At 69.7% G+C, this 12,831-nt stretch carries 16 protein-coding genes and 1 tRNA gene; 7 read left to right on the top strand and 10 right to left on the bottom strand.

Translation table 11 applies throughout. The features are described from left to right. The first annotated feature begins 93 nt into the window (after window positions 1-93). The 5 genes from aroA (at window position 94) to RUR49_RS09280 (ending at window position 3,632) form a co-directional block, all read left to right on the top strand. Window positions 94-1,446, top strand: coding sequence for a 3-phosphoshikimate 1-carboxyvinyltransferase (gene aroA, locus RUR49_RS09300; RefSeq protein WP_409146076.1), 1,353 nt, complete (start codon window positions 94-96; stop codon window positions 1,444-1,446). Beyond that, on the top strand, window positions 1,443-2,066 hold the full coding sequence (cmk, locus tag RUR49_RS09295) for a (d)CMP kinase (protein ID WP_409146075.1): 624 nt from the start codon (window positions 1,443-1,445) through the stop codon (window positions 2,064-2,066). Before aroA ends, cmk begins: the two co-directional genes overlap by 4 nt. Window positions 2,067-2,283: 217 nt before the next feature. Then, window positions 2,284-2,634 (top strand): YqjD family protein, encoded by a 351-nt coding sequence (locus RUR49_RS09290; RefSeq protein ID WP_409146074.1) that lies wholly within the window; start codon window positions 2,284-2,286, stop codon window positions 2,632-2,634. 168 nt (window positions 2,635-2,802) lie between these two features. Next, a complete protein-coding gene (locus RUR49_RS09285; RefSeq protein ID WP_409146073.1) occupies window positions 2,803-3,231 on the top strand; it encodes a phage holin family protein in 429 nt (142 codons plus the stop codon). 308 nt (window positions 3,232-3,539) lie between these two features. After that, a tRNA-Ser gene (locus RUR49_RS09280) sits at window positions 3,540-3,632 on the top strand. A 281-nt stretch (window positions 3,633-3,913) separates the two neighbouring features. Here the strand turns inward: RUR49_RS09280 and RUR49_RS09275 are convergent. From RUR49_RS09275 to RUR49_RS09250, 6 genes are all read right to left on the bottom strand, one after another. Next, the gene (locus tag RUR49_RS09275) at window positions 3,914-5,092 is read right to left on the bottom strand and encodes an NnrS family protein (protein WP_409146072.1); all 1,179 of its coding nucleotides are present in this window, start codon (window positions 5,090-5,092) and stop codon (window positions 3,914-3,916) included. Between the two features lie 83 nt (window positions 5,093-5,175). Beyond that, window positions 5,176-5,607 (bottom strand): pseudoazurin, encoded by a 432-nt coding sequence (locus RUR49_RS09270; RefSeq protein WP_409146071.1) that lies wholly within the window; start codon window positions 5,605-5,607, stop codon window positions 5,176-5,178. Between the two features lie 89 nt (window positions 5,608-5,696). Beyond that, the gene (ccoG, locus tag RUR49_RS09265; RefSeq protein ID WP_409146070.1) at window positions 5,697-7,121 is read right to left on the bottom strand and encodes a cytochrome c oxidase accessory protein CcoG; all 1,425 of its coding nucleotides are present in this window, start codon (window positions 7,119-7,121) and stop codon (window positions 5,697-5,699) included. Further along, complete coding sequence (locus RUR49_RS09260) at window positions 7,121-8,227, bottom strand: hypothetical protein (RefSeq protein ID WP_409146069.1); 1,107 nt, start codon at window positions 8,225-8,227, stop codon at window positions 7,121-7,123. Before RUR49_RS09260 ends, ccoG begins: the two co-directional genes overlap by 1 nt. Continuing rightward, window positions 8,224-8,589, bottom strand: coding sequence for a metal-sulfur cluster assembly factor (locus RUR49_RS09255; protein WP_409146068.1), 366 nt, complete (start codon window positions 8,587-8,589; stop codon window positions 8,224-8,226). The genes RUR49_RS09260 and RUR49_RS09255 overlap by 4 nt, the downstream gene beginning before the upstream one ends. Further along, entirely contained in the window at window positions 8,586-8,840 is a 255-nt protein-coding gene (locus RUR49_RS09250; RefSeq protein ID WP_409146067.1) for a DUF2249 domain-containing protein, read from the bottom strand. The genes RUR49_RS09255 and RUR49_RS09250 overlap by 4 nt, the downstream gene beginning before the upstream one ends. Before the next feature lie 5 nt (window positions 8,841-8,845). Between RUR49_RS09250 and RUR49_RS09245 the strand changes: the two genes are divergently transcribed. Next, the gene (locus RUR49_RS09245) at window positions 8,846-9,121 is read left to right on the top strand and encodes a hypothetical protein (protein WP_409146066.1); all 276 of its coding nucleotides are present in this window, start codon (window positions 8,846-8,848) and stop codon (window positions 9,119-9,121) included. A gap of 43 nt (window positions 9,122-9,164) precedes the next feature. Here RUR49_RS09245 and RUR49_RS09240 read toward each other — a convergent pair whose 3' ends face one another. Then, window positions 9,165-10,055, bottom strand: a complete 891-nt coding sequence (locus RUR49_RS09240; protein WP_409146065.1) for a formylglycine-generating enzyme family protein — start codon at window positions 10,053-10,055, stop codon at window positions 9,165-9,167. Further along, window positions 10,052-11,179, bottom strand: a complete 1,128-nt coding sequence (gene nirK / locus RUR49_RS09235; protein ID WP_409146064.1) for a copper-containing nitrite reductase — start codon at window positions 11,177-11,179, stop codon at window positions 10,052-10,054. The genes RUR49_RS09240 and nirK overlap by 4 nt, the downstream gene beginning before the upstream one ends. 236 nt (window positions 11,180-11,415) lie before the next feature. On the opposite strand from nirK, the gene RUR49_RS09230 reads away from it, so the two are divergent. Continuing rightward, on the top strand, window positions 11,416-12,117 hold the full coding sequence (locus RUR49_RS09230) for a Crp/Fnr family transcriptional regulator (protein ID WP_409146369.1): 702 nt from the start codon (window positions 11,416-11,418) through the stop codon (window positions 12,115-12,117). Here the strand turns inward: RUR49_RS09230 and RUR49_RS09225 are convergent. Both RUR49_RS09225 and RUR49_RS09220 read right to left on the bottom strand, forming a co-directional pair. Beyond that, on the bottom strand, window positions 12,095-12,403 hold the full coding sequence (locus tag RUR49_RS09225) for a DUF6522 family protein (RefSeq protein ID WP_409146063.1): 309 nt from the start codon (window positions 12,401-12,403) through the stop codon (window positions 12,095-12,097). The genes RUR49_RS09230 and RUR49_RS09225 overlap by 23 nt on opposite strands. Further along, entirely contained in the window at window positions 12,400-12,624 is a 225-nt protein-coding gene (locus tag RUR49_RS09220; RefSeq protein ID WP_409146062.1) for a DUF1858 domain-containing protein, read from the bottom strand. The genes RUR49_RS09225 and RUR49_RS09220 overlap by 4 nt, the downstream gene beginning before the upstream one ends. Between the last annotated feature and the right edge of the window lie 207 nt (window positions 12,625-12,831).

Here is a 12,831-nt window from a genome sequence, read left to right as displayed (position 1 = left end):
GGCGTGATGACAGTCCCCGACCTGCGTGCTACCGGAGGCCCCGCCGGCGGCGCCCGCCGCCGGGCGCCCTTCCCTCCTTGCCGATGCGAGCCGATGGCCTCCTCGATCGCCCCAGCCCCCCTCTCCGCCCAGGCTTCCGGGCCGCTCACCGGCCGCATCCGCGTGCCCGGCGACAAGTCGATCTCGCACCGCTCGCTGATGCTCGGCACGCTTGCCGTCGGCACCACGGAAATCGACGGGCTGCTCGAGTCCGCCGACGTGCTGGCGACCGCGGCGGCGATGCGGGCGCTCGGCGCCACGGTGACGCGCAGCGAGGACGGCCGCTGGCGCGTCGCCGGCGTCGGCGTCGGCGGGCTGCTCGAGCCCACAGCGCCGCTCGACTTCGGCAATGCCGGCACTGGCTGCCGGCTGGCGCTCGGCCTCGTCGGCACGCACCACATCGCCGTCACAGCGGTCGGCGACGCCTCGCTGTCGGGCCGCCCGATGGGCCGCGTGCTGGCGCCGCTCCGGCTGATGGGCGCCGAGGCGATCGCCCGCCAGGGTGACCGCCTGCCGCTGACGATCCGCGGCGCCAAGACGCCGACGCCGATCAGCTACCGCCTCCCGGTCGCCTCGGCGCAGGTGAAGTCGGCGGTACTGCTCGCGGCTCTCAACACCCCCGGCACCACCACCGTCATCGAGCCGGTGGCGACGCGCGACCACACCGAGCGGATGCTCGAGGGTTTCGGCGCGACGCTGTCGATCACCACTGACGCCGACGGCGTCCGCACCATCCGCATCGACGGGCCGGTGGAACTGTCGCCGCAGTCCGTCACGGTGCCGTGCGATCCGAGCTCGGCCGCCTTCCCGATCGTCGCGGCGCTGCTCGTTCCGGGCTCCGACCTGACGATCGAGGCAGTGCTGCTCAACCCGACGCGCACCGGCCTGATCACCACGCTGCAGGAGATGGGCGGCGACCTCGTGATCGAGAACGAGCGGCTCTCCGGCGGCGAGCGGGTCGGCGACCTGCGCGTGCGGGCGAGCAAGCTCACCGGCATCACCGTGCCGCCCGAGCGGGCGCCGTCGATGATCGACGAGTACCCGGTGCTCGCCGTCGCCGCCGCCTTCGCCGAGGGCGAGACGGTGATGCACGGCCTCGAGGAACTGCGGGTGAAGGAATCCGACCGTCTCGCCGCCGTGGCGGCGGGGCTTTCGGCCAACCGCGTCGAGCACGAGACCGGGCCGGACTGGCTCGTCGTGCGCGGACGGCGTGGTTCGGTCGGCGGCGGGCGCGTGACGACCCACCTCGACCACCGCATCGCCATGAGCTTCCTCGTCATGGGGATGGCCGCCGACGCTGCCGTCTCGGTCGACGACACGGCGATGATCGACACGAGCTTCCCGGGCTTCACGGCGCTGATGGAGGGGCTCGGCGCCCGCTTCGCGACGCCGGACCCGGTGGCATGATCATCGCGATCGACGGGCCGGCGGCCTCCGGCAAGGGCACCCTCGCCCGCCGCCTCGCCGCCCACTACGGGCTCGGCCATCTCGACACCGGCCTCACCTACCGGGCGGTCGCGGCCGCCCTTCTCGCCAGCGGCGCCTCGCTCGACGACGAGGCGGCGGCGGTGGCGGCGGCCGAGCGGCTCGACCTCTCCGCCCTCGACCGCGAGACTCTGTCGGCCCACGCCGTCGGCGAGGCCGCCTCGCGCGTCGCGGTGATGCCGGCGCTCCGGGCGGCGCTGGTGCGCGTCCAGCGTGCCTTCGCCGAGACGCCGCCGGGCGCCGTGCTCGACGGCCGCGACGTCGGCACGGTGATCTGCCCGGATGCGCCGGTGAAGCTCTTCGTTACCGCCAGCGCCGAGACGCGCGCCCGCCGGCGTGCCGACGAACTCGCCGGCCGCGGCGAGCCGGCGGATGTGGCTGCGATCCTCGCCGACCTCGTCCGCCGCGATGCCCGCGACGCCGAGCGCGCCGCCTCGCCGATGCGGCCGGCCGACGACGCTGTGTTGCTGGACACGACTGCGATGACCGCCGACGACGCGTTTGCGGCGGCCTGCGGCATCATCGACCGCGTCATTCGCTGACGCCCACGGAACGCCATTCACCTTGACGCGTTAGTCCGGTTGCAAGCCAGGGCGGGGTGGCGGATGCTTGCCCGGCGCCCCGCTTCTGGTGCGGTCGCGACAGTCGCGATCGCCCGAGACGGAGGCTGCGACCGTGGACGACAACATCAGGCGCGCGACGAACTCCCCTTCGACCGCAGCGGCGGAGGCCGGGCGCGAGGCAGAGAAGGTGGGAATCATGGCCGAACGGAAAATCGAGAACAGCGTCAACGATGTCGGCGCGGATCTCGCGCAGCTGAAGGCCGATCTCGGCAAGCTCGCCGCGAGCGTCGCCTCGCTGGTCGAGAGCCAGGGCCAGTCGGCCGCCGCGAGCGTCAAGGGCCGCGTCCGCGCCGCCGCAGCGACCGCAGAGGATGCGGCTGCCCGCGTCGCCGAGGAGGGACGCTACGCCTACGACCAGACTCGCGCCGCCGTCGCCAACGCCGGCGACGACGTCAGCCGCATGGTCGAGCGCAACCCGATCGCCGCACTGGGCATTGCGCTGGGCGTCGGCCTCGTCATCGGCATGATGTCGCGTCGCCGCGACTGATCACCGTCCGGCCGCGGCGGCAGGCGGGGCCCTCCCGTCGCGCCGCCGGGCGGACCTGGGGGCCGGAGCGCCAGAGGCGCACCGTGAGGTGGATGGACGGAGCGCCCGGGTGGCGCACCGTCGATGAGGGAGCGCCGCGGGCGCACCCGAGACAAGGGCGGTCGACCGGTGCTGAGACTCCTGCTCGAACAGTTCACCCGCGACATTCGCCTGGAGATGCGCCTGCGGGCCCAGCGCACCGTGACGACGATCGTCTGGTCGATTGTCGCCGGCATGCTGGCTCTGGTCGGGCTGATCTTCCTGCTCGTCGCAGCCGCCTTCGGGCTGGCGCCCGAGCTCGGCGCCGCCGGAGCGACGGCGGTGGTGGGCGCCGGCACGCTGGTCGTCGCCGGCCTCGCCATCCTCGCCGCGCAACCGCGCCGGCCGCGCGTGCGCAGTGCCGCCATGCCGCCGCCCGCCTTCGCCGCGCCGCCGCCAATGGCCTCGCCCGCCGCCGATCCGTCGGCGATGAAGCAGGACGAGAAGTCCGGCAAGACGGCCATGGCGATCGCGGGTGCCGCCCTCGTCGCCGGACTGGTGCTCGGACGCCGCCTCTGAGAGTGATGCGCCGACTGGCGCAGGGTCGCGAACGAGAGCGGCTCGGATCGCCTTGCATCAACCCATCCACGCCCAAGACGATCGCAGAGCGGTGCTTCAACGAATCCACGCTCAAGACGAGTGCGGAGCGGTGAGACGTGCCGGCTTGCCAGGAGTCCGTCACCGCACCGGCGAGCCGGGATCGTCTGCATCCCCGTTTCCCCGAGCCCCTGCGCCGCCGCGAGGCTTGCTCCGGCCAGCCTGAGAGCGGCGTCGTCGCCACTCGGGGATTGACCAGCGCCGTGACGCTCTGTAGCCATTCCCCCGCCGGAGACGTGGCCGAGAGGCTGAAGGCGGCGGTTTGCTAAACCGTTAGACGGGGTAAACCCGTCTCGAGGGTTCGAATCCCTCCGTCTCCGCCATTCCCTTCATTAGACGCCTGAAAAGGCTTGAATTCTTCCGCCGCTTTGGGCGGCACCCCGACATGTACCCAATTCATGGTTGAACCGCGCCGGATTTTCCGGAGACCGATAGCTTTCAGCAGCTGCGCGGCCTCGAGGTAGTTGAAGTCCGGCAGCCACAGTGCGTTCGGATGCGGGGCCTGCACCTTCCGGTTCACCCGGTCGAGGGGGCAATCGGCCGATTTGTGGCTGGACGCATTGCCGACGACGGCAAAGCCACAGCGCGGCGGCGCGGAACGGGGTCAGGTGAGAGACTCGGCAATCCTTGTATCCCGGGGGATTAGCAGCATGCGCCCGTAGCCGATGGCGAAGGCCAGATAGGCGGCGGCCCAGGCGAGGCCAGCGCAGTCGAGAGCATGGACGTACCAGCCGCCCGCGTAGGGGGCCGCGACGCGCGCGGCGGCGCCGACGAAGACGAGCGCGAACAGCGCGATCTCGAGCCGTCCCGCCACGAGGGGCCGACCGGAATGGCCGCGGGTGGCTCGCGTCATCATCGCCAGCGTCATCGCGCCGACGGTGCCGACCGTCCAGATGTGCACCGCTGCAACGGGCTCGACGGACGACGGCCACAGGATCGAGGCGGCGATGGCAAGGAAGCCGAGGGGGATGGTGGCGAAGGCGACGTGCAGAACGAGGAGCAGCGGCTCGGAGCGTGCCGACAGTCCGCACCACCGCGAAAGCCTGACGCCCGCCAGAATGCCCGCCAGCCCGAGCAGTCCCGCCGTCGCCGTCACGTCCGGGAAGGCAGTCCATGCGAGAAGGCCACCAACCGCCGCCGCCATGCCGACGGCGTCCAGCATCGAGAACGCGGCCGGCAGGCAGGTGGCCTTGCGGGCCGCGAGCCAGTTGCGGGTGAAGGCGGGGATGACGCGGCCGCCGATCAACAGGATGAGAAGAACCACCAGCGAAACGGCCACTCGAATCGAAATCTCGGCGGTGCCGGTCGTTCTCGCCTCGAGATGGAAGGCGAGGTTGGCGACGCCCAGAGCCGCAACGACGGCAACGACCCGCAGGTTGCGGTGGTTCTTCGCAGCGATCACCTCCCGCGCCAGAACGGCCGCCAATGCCACCGGGAAGAGGAGGTCGACAACCATGCCGGCGTTCGCCCCGATCGCTGCAGAGGTCGAAACGGCCAACCGGCCGGCGAGCCACAGGCAAACGAGGACGAAGAGCAGACGCCCGGCGACGGGAGGGCGACCGGTCCAGTTGGCGACGGCAGTGAGTGTGAAACCGGCCACGATCGCCATGACACCACCGAACAGCGTCGTGTGGACGTGCCAGTTGCGTGGCTGGAACAGGGTCGGAAGCTCGATGTCACCGATGTAGAGAGGCAGCCACACGAGGACGGATGCCGCCATCGCCAGGGACCCGAGGAGAAAGAAGGGGCGCAATCCTCCCGTGAGCCAATACGGACGGGTCACTTACGCGAGCTCCTCGAAAGCCGTCGGCGACGCGGGATTGATCTCCCGGCGTCGCACTGCAACGGCTGGGGCGGCGGAAACGGTCAGAGTCCGGCGAACAGTTCGGCGAAGCGCTTGCCAGCCTTGCCCGGGTTCTTGACCGACTTGGCCTCGTCGAGGTTCACGGGATCGCCGACCACCACGACGGCCACCATGCCCATGGCGAGGTGTGGCTTGCACTTGACGCCGTAGACCCCGGGCTCGGCGAAGACGACCGTGACGTCCTTGCCCATCTTGCCCTCGAAGCTCGCGGCCCCGTCGGGGAGCATGCCCTTGATCGTCTCGGCGTTGTGGCCGGGGTCGGTCGACTTGAACGTGACGGTGTCGCCTGGTGCGACGCGGACGAGGTCCGGCTCAAACACCATCACTCCCTTCTCGCCCTTGTTGAGCATCCTGACCTCGTGGTCTGCGGCGGTGGCGGTCGCTCCTGCAAGGACAAGGGCCGCAACTGCGAGGGCAATTGTCTGGAACTTCATGGCGTCTCTCTTTGCGGGCCGGTGCGGCCCGTCGGAGCTACACCTACCCGGCGCCTTGCGCCCGAACGTTGTGCCCGGACAAACAGCGCTCAGCTTCCCGGCAACAGAAAGCGATCGACCGTGGCGACGCTCTCACCGCTCGGTGCCGTCAGAGTGAAGCGGACGTCGCCATTCACGTCCGGACGCCCAAAGACGGACACCCGTACCTTCCGGGTCTCGTCAGCGGCGGCGGTCAGGGTAAGCGCCTCCGCTTCGGATCCGGGCTCGGCGGCGATGGCAAGCGTCACGGGTGCCGCACCCTCGACGGTGAGGCGGAACGTGGCTGCCGACGGCGAGGCGTTGGCGATGCGGATCTCGTAGCCATTGCGGATGCGGCCGTCGGACAGCACGACGGCGACGGGGTTGCGTTCGTGCGCGACGCCGAGCCCGAATTCCGGCCGCCCCGCGATGAGCAGCGGCATGCCGACGGCAAGAACGAGCACCGCCGCGGCGAGCGCCACAGTCTTCGGTCGGATGAGCCGCGCCGGACGCTTCGGCTCTCCGCGCCGCTCCCGTTCGATGTTGGTCCAGGTCTCGTAGTCGATGAGGCCGCGCTCGCGGCCGAGCTTGCCCATGGTGGTATCGCAGGCGTCGACGCAGAGGCCGCAGTTGATGCAGGCGATGCTCGGGCCCTCGCGGATGTCGATGCCGATCGGGCAGACGGCGACGCAGGCGAAGCAGTCGACACAGTCGCCGGCGGGGATACCCTGGGCGCGAGCGGCGGCGGCCTTCTTGGCCGACATCCTCGCCTCGCCGCGATAGTCGCGGTAGGTCACCGTCAGCGCCTCGGGATCCCAGATCGCTCCCTGCAGCCGCGGCCACGGGCACATGTAGGTGCACACCTTTTCGCGCCCGAAGCCCGCCAGGCCGTAGGTCGTCAGCGTCAGCGTCGCGATCATGCCGTAGGCGGTGCTGGAGGCGGTTCCGGTGGCGACGTCGGCGAGCAGCGTCGGCGCGTCGGCGAAATAGAGGACGAAGGCACCGCCGGTGACGAGGGCGATGAGCAGCCACAGCGCGTGCTTGAGGGCGATCTCCCCACCCCTTCGGACGCTGAAAGGCGCGGCCGCCTTGCGCAGCCGGTCCCGGCGGTCGCCCTCGACCCGCCGTTCGACGAGCATGAAGAGGTCGCTCCAGACCGTCTGGGGACAGAAGAAGCCGCACCAGACCCGGCCCGCCAGCGCGTTGAGGAGCACGAGAACGAGCGTCGCGAGGACGAGGCCGCCGGTGACGAGGTAGAACTCCCGCGGCCCGATCTCGAGGCCGAAGAGGTGAAAGCGGACACTGGCGAGGTCGAACAGGATCGCCTGGTCGGGGCGGCTCGGCCCGCGATCCCAGCGCAGGAACGGCAGCCCGTAGTAGACGGCCAGGCAGAGGGCGAGCAGTCCCCACTTGATGCGCCGCACCTTGCCCGACACCGATTGCGGCACGACGCGGTCGGTGGGCAGTCCGCGCTTCAGCTTGGGGTCGTGATACATCACAGATCAGGTCCCTCGAGGCGGGCCGGCTCTCCGGCGCGCTGGCGGGTGGCAGCGCCGTTGGCGAGGGCGGTGGCGGCGAGGATCCCCGCGTAGACGAGGAGCGCCGCGACCGTCAGCCACGCCCCGGCCGCAACGAGGGCGCCGGACTGCGCGAAGTCGCCGAGCAGGCGCGCCGCCACCCCGATCTGCAACATCACCACCGGGACGTAGAGCGTCGGGAGGTAGCGCACCCGCACGCCGACGACGGCGGGCAGAATGATCGGCGCATGCGCGAACACCATCGACAAGACGAAGCCGACGGCCACCGTATGGACCGCCGCGTCGTGGCCGAAGGCGGTCGTGGCCGGTGGCAGCAGCAGGAGCGTCACGGCGGTGATGAGGAGCCAGCCATAGCCGAGCAGGAGGCATACGGCGGCAAAACGGGCGAGGCCGCGGGTCCGCACCGTCATCACGGCGACGTCGTTGGCGAGCAGCCACAGTGCCAGAGCCGCCAGAGCGACGGCCAGCACCGCCGACCCGGCCCACGGCTGTCCCGCCAGCACCGCTGCGATGAAGATCGACACGGCGACGACGAGGCTCGCCCGCGCGACCGGGCCGGGAGCAGCGAGGCGCGACAGTTCAATGCGTTCGGCGACGATCGTGAGGACGAGGAAGCCCAGCCACGGCCAGGTCGCCTCGCCCACCGACGCGCCTGCCATCCACCACGCCGTGCCAATCGGCCACAGCGCCGCCGCGACCGTCATCACGCCCATGAACAGGGTCGGCCGCGCCCACGTCGATGCTCCGGTGATGGCGAGGAGTCCCACCCCTGCGGCGAGGAAGGCTGCGGCCGCCTGCGGGACGAGACCGAGCGCAAGCAGCGCCGCTCCGAGGGCCGCGAGGCCCGGCACCAGCAGTGCCCCACCGAACCCGACGGCGACCGCCCGCTCCAGCGCGATCATGGTGCCGAAGAAACCGCAGATCATCAGCGCGCCGTGGTGCTCGGCGGCGTCGATCACGGGCGGTACCAGCCCGAGCCGAGCGAGCCCACCCGAGAGACCGATGACGAGAGCGGAGGCAGCGATGAGCGCGACGCACGCGCGGGCGAGCCGCACCGACGTCATCGCGCCAGCTTCCAGTGCTCGAGCCCGGACCGCAACGCGTCGAGGAACCGGGATTGTGGGCGCTCGAAGCGGGCCCGCACCGCGGGATCTGCGTCAGCGGGGGACCACACCGCCCTCCTGTCGAGGGTAATGCGGATCCCATAGGCGGGACCGAGGCGGTCGCCCACCGCAGCCGCCGCCGTCTCGGCAATGAGGCCGCCGAGCGGGCAGGCGGGCGAGGTCGTCGCCAGCACCACCAAGACGCAGCTACCGACGACGTCGATCGAGACGACGAGGCCGAGATCGACGATGCTGACACCGAGTTCGGGGTCATCCACCCCGCGCAAGGCGGCGAGGACTTCCTCTGTGATCTGCCGGTTCATGGACGTGACACCCGGACCCGCCAGGCGTCGGGTCCGCCCACATGGTCGACCCACGCCCAGGGCCACTCGGCACGGCCGTCGAAGCGAGTGCGAAGTGCCGCCGGTTCGTGATCGGTGACGACCATGAAGGATTCGCCCGGCCGCAGCCCGTCGAACCTGTGCGTGATCGCGGCGTGCCGCAGGATGCACGGCAGGCTCCTTACGTCGACCACGCCAGCGGGCGCAGAATCCTCAATCCGTCGGCTGGACATCTGTCGTGCTCCTTCTTGATGAAGGCACCGTAGGAGGAGCGGAGGCTTGCTTCTTTGCTCTGCGACAAATGCCGGTGCAGTACGGCGTCGCGCGGATCCGCCGCGACCGCAGGGCGACCGCGCCCGGTGCCGGGCCGCCGCGAGCAGCCGGCGTGCGCGCATCTGGTCTCGAATTCGGCGAACCCCGCGAGCGTCCGCTCGACTTCGTGCTGACAGTTGCACGGCAGCACCGACTCCCGGAGCACACGGAAGAGCCGATCGAGAAGGGCCGTGTCCGGTGATGGGGGTTCCGTCATGGCCGCACTTCGACCGACAGCGGATGGCCTAGAAGCCGAGCCACCGGCGGAGGCCGCCTGCCTCCCGCACCAAACGCAGGCCGAGGTTCGCGGGCGGAACACCGACCGAGCACGCCCCCGACTTCGGATCGCGGAAGAAGGTCGTCATGTAGGCCCGGTGCCGACCCTCGGCGATGCGGACGCCGCAGTTCTCGATGGTCGTCGCGAGCCCGGTCGCCGGATCCGTCCGGTGGCGCGCATAGCAGGTGCTGGTCCACTCCCAGACGTTGCCGGCGAGATCGAGCAGGCCATGCTCGTTCGCGCCGAAACTGCCCGCGGGTCGGGGCTGCGGGTCGATCTCCTGGTCGTTCGCCGCCTCGGCGTCATAGACGGCGATCCAGCGACGGGCCGGGTTCGCCGGATCGCTGATCTCGGTGAGAGCGTCGTCGCGATATCGACTTCCCGCGGCGAGGGCCCATTCGCGGTCGGTCGGCAGACGCCAGTGATCGCCGCTCGTCGCCGAGAGCCACGTCGCGTACGCGACGGCATCCTCGTAGCTGGTGCCGACGACGGGGAGTGAACCGTCCTGAGGGCCGTCGAGGGCCTTGCAGCGACTATCGGCAACGCAGAGGTCATACTCCGCCCGCAAGACCTGGCGTTTCATGATGAAGAGCGGCGCATCGGCGAACACTTCGGACATGGGACCGTTCACCGGACGGCCGCCGTCGAGATATTCGCCGGGCTCGCGGTAGGTAACGGTCGTTTCCTCGATCCGGACGAGGCCGTCGTCGAGAGGCGGTGCCGCAAAGCCCTGCAGCAAGGCCATCGTGGCGAGGCCGGCGACCGCGATGAGCGCGACAGAGGTGTGGCGGGGATCAAGCATGGCAATCCTCCCGAAAGGAGCGGCCCGCCGTGGGGCGGGCCGCCATTGCGGCTTCACTGGCCGATGACGGGCCCCGGGGCGCTCACCTGTTTCATCAGGTCGTCGTTCCACTGGCCCTCGACCTTCACATGCGCCGTGGCTCCGAGCTCGGCGGCTTCGATCAGGTTATGGTTGACGTAGGCGTAGATGCCGGGCTGCAGGAAGGTGTAGGTCGCCACCCCGACGCTGCCGCCGGCGACGAACCACGTCTCGAGGTCCTTGGCCGGCGGGTTGGCGAACTTGCCCCGCTCCCAGACATGGTCGCCGTGCCCGCCGATCAGGTGCGGGCGGGTGTCGCGATTGGCCGTGCTGTGGAGGAAAAGGACGGTCTCCCCGACCGCGGCGGTCATCGCCTTTTCGCCGGTGAGCGCGCCCTTCGAGCCGTTGAACACCACGTGGGTCGGCGTCAGCCTCTTCATCACCTCGATGGTGTCGGCATAGGCGTCGCCGGCGCTCTCGTAGTCGATGAAGTTCCCCTCGGCGTCACGCGGAATGTAGAGGTCGAACTCGCCGACGGTGTAGGCCCGGTCATAGTCGACCGGTTTGCCCGCCTCGTCCTTCAGACCTTCGCGGGGCAGCACGAGGATGGTCCCGCTCATGCCGCTGACGACGTGCCAGGGTACCATTCCGGGAGGGGCACAGTGATAGACGAAGGCGCCGGCCCGGGTCGCCTTGAAGCGGAGCGTCGCCTGTTCGCCGGGGTTGATGAGGGTGAGCTGGGCGCCGCCGAGCGCGCCGGTGGCGCTGTGGAAGTCGATGTTGTGGGGCATCGAGTTCGTCTCGGGATTGACCAGGGTCAACTCGACATAGTCGCCCTCGTGGACAACCATCGTCGGGCCCGGCAGGGTGCCGTTGAAGGTCATCGCCTGGAAGGTCGTGCCTTCGTCGTCGACGACGATCTCCTTCTCTTCGATGGTCATCGAGAACTCGACGACCTTCGGGCGCCCGAGGGCGACCTGCTCGTGGGCCATCACGGCGGGAGGGGGCAGCAGGGTCGCCTTCACGCGCTCGAGGCCGATGGTCTGATCAGCCTGAACGATCGCGTCGAGGGTCGGATCGAGGCCCTCGTCGGCGAAGGCGTGGCCGGCCGCCACCAGCGCGGCAAGGGCGACGCCGATCAGGGCGGTGCGGCGGGTCAACATGGCAGTGTTCCTTTCCTGTCTCCGGCTTGGTGCCGGTAAAGGAAGGAAACACCTGATCCGCAGCCGCCATTTTGCCAAAAGGCAAACAACGGGTGGAATCATGCGGGTCCCGCCAGAGGAGTCAGGTGGCGCAGAGGGATGGGCCCCCTCCCCGCACCACAACGACGGTTCCCTCGTTGCGCAGGAGCGTGCATGACTGCACGACAAACGGGAAAAACGCGTTGACGGGACGGGTCATGCCTCAAAACAAGTTCGACCGCTCGCTGATCCGCGGCCTCAGCATCTTTCAGTCGATGTCGGAAGACGATCTCGACGCCGTGCTGGTGCAGGCCTCCGCCCGGCAGTTTTCAGTGGGACAGGCCGTCTTCGAGCAAGGCGAGGCGGCGACCGAGTTCTTCGCGCTCCTGCACGGACGACTGAAGGTCGTGCAGACAACCCCGGATGGGCAGCAGGTCGTGGTTCGACACGTCAGCCCCGGCGACATCTTCGGCATCGCACGCGCCATGCGCCGGCCGGACTATCCTGCGACCGCGATCGCCGTCGCCGACAGCCTCACGCTCGTATGGCCTTCGGCCCACTGGGAGGCGTTCATCGCCCGCAGCCCCGTGCTCGCGCTCAATGCGCTGCAGACCGTCGGCCAACGGCTGCAGGACGCCCATGCTCGGATCCGCGAGCTGTCGACGGAGGAGGTCGAGCGTCGCGTCGCACATGCGCTCCTTCGCCTCGTCCAGCAGGCGGGCCGGAAGACCGAGGAGGGAATTCTGATCGACTTCCCCGTCACGCGGCAGGATCTCGCCGAGATGACCGGGACCACCCTTCACACGGTCAGCCGCGTCATGACCGGCTGGGAGGCGAAGGGCATCGTCGCGAGCGCGCGCAAGAAGGTGGTCGTCTGCGACGCCCACCGGCTGCACGTCATCGCCGAGCGCCAGGACTGACAGCGAGGTTTCGCGGGTCGCGCAGCGACGCCGGCAGCGGCCGCTCGCCAAAATCGATCATCGAGCGGCGTAGAGCCCGGCCGGACGCGTCGACCACCAGGTTCAGCCGGGCATTGCGGAAGAAGAACACGCAGAGCCACCGCCCCGCATCTTCTGCGACGCCCTCGTAGAGCCGTCCGGTGATCTCACCGGCACGCATCAGTTCCGGAACCACCGAGGCCTCGATGCCGAAGCCGACGGCGATCGATCCGGCATCGACCTCGAACGGCGCGACGACGGCGTTCATCGCGCCGACCCTGCGACGACGGCGTTGGCTTCCGCCAGAAAGTCCGCCAGCGGGATGCCGTGTTCCCGGCAGGCCTCACCGACGTCATGCAAGCGCACGACCGGACAACCGATGCACATCATCTTCCGGCGGATGAAGATCGGAATCGTATCGGTATACGTCCTCATCAGGTCATCGAGAACCGTCTCGGCGGAGATGGGAGCCGCCCTGATTGTCGACATTGGATCGCCTCCTTGAACGAGTTCAGGACTATAGCGCTGCGGCGTGTCGTCTTCTTTGCGCCGGCGCAATGAGCGCGACTTCGGTGGCAGCCAAAGAATGAACAAATGAGGCGGCGGGTGGACGCCTTCGCGGAGAAGGCGCCGGGCACGGCCTGAGCGCCGAACACCTCTCCCCGACCGCGAGATGGCGGCATCTGGAAGCCTGCA

It is taken from the genome of Pseudoxanthobacter sp. M-2, from assembly GCF_046156265.1.
Classification (GTDB): Bacteria; Pseudomonadota; Alphaproteobacteria; order Rhizobiales; family Segnochrobactraceae; genus CAMDHY01.
The sequence above is the reverse complement of the archived record's forward strand: the minus strand, read 5'-3'. Positions and strand labels throughout refer to the sequence as shown.